This window comes from Streptomyces parvulus (genome assembly GCF_014648855.1).
In the GTDB taxonomy this organism is placed as follows: Bacteria; Actinomycetota; Actinomycetes; order Streptomycetales; family Streptomycetaceae; genus Streptomyces; species Streptomyces parvulus.
Genome location: NZ_BMRX01000054.1, coordinates 1 through 706 on the forward strand (window position 1 = coordinate 1; position 706 = coordinate 706).

Consider the following 706-nt stretch of genomic DNA (forward strand, 5'->3'; position numbering starts at 1 on the left):
GCGGATGGCGCCGGGTTCGTCGACGGTCCAGACGTTGATGTTCATGCCGAGTTGGTGGATGCGGTCGACGAGGGTCTGGTCGGTGACGGTGTGCTGGGGGTTGATCTGGTCGGCCCAGGTGGAGAGTTGCTGGAGTTCGGTGTCGGTGGGGCGGTCGGCGTCGAGGATGCCGATGGGGATGGTGGGGAGTCGGGTGTGGAAGGCGTGGGCGTCGTCGGGTTGGAAGGACTGGACGGCGAGTTGGTGGCGGGTGAGGGCGCGGTTGAGGTAGGCGGGTTTGGTGGTGAGGTGGTCGGCGAGGTCGGTGGCGATGTCGGTGTAGTGGCCGCAGGGGCTGATTTCGGCGAGGAGTCCGGTGTGGGTGCGGTCGATGCGGTGGATGACGTCGTCGAGGGTGATGAGGGGTTCGCCGGCGTATTTTTTGTGGAACCAGGTGCCTGCGTCGAGGCGTTGGAGTTCTTTCCAGGTGAAGTCGGAGACGCGGTAGCGGGGGCGGCCGGGGTAGAGGGTTTTGATGTTGGTGGTGCGTTCCATGGTGCAGTCGTGGAAGTTGACGAGTTTGCCGTCCTTGGTCTGCTGGACGTCGATCTCGACGAAGTCGGCGTGCTGGCGGACGGCGAGGTCGATGGCGGCGGCGGTGTTCTCGGGTGCCATGCCGGAGGAGCCGCGGTGGGCGATGACGTCGGGGTCGCCGGGCGCGGCGTGG

Annotated in this window: 1 protein-coding gene; it reads right to left on the bottom strand. The window is 66.4% G+C overall.

All coding sequences use genetic code 11. The features are described 5' to 3' along the window. On the bottom strand, positions 1-706 hold a 706-nt coding region (locus IE108_RS34670), incomplete at both ends, for a glycerophosphodiester phosphodiesterase (RefSeq protein WP_189397857.1).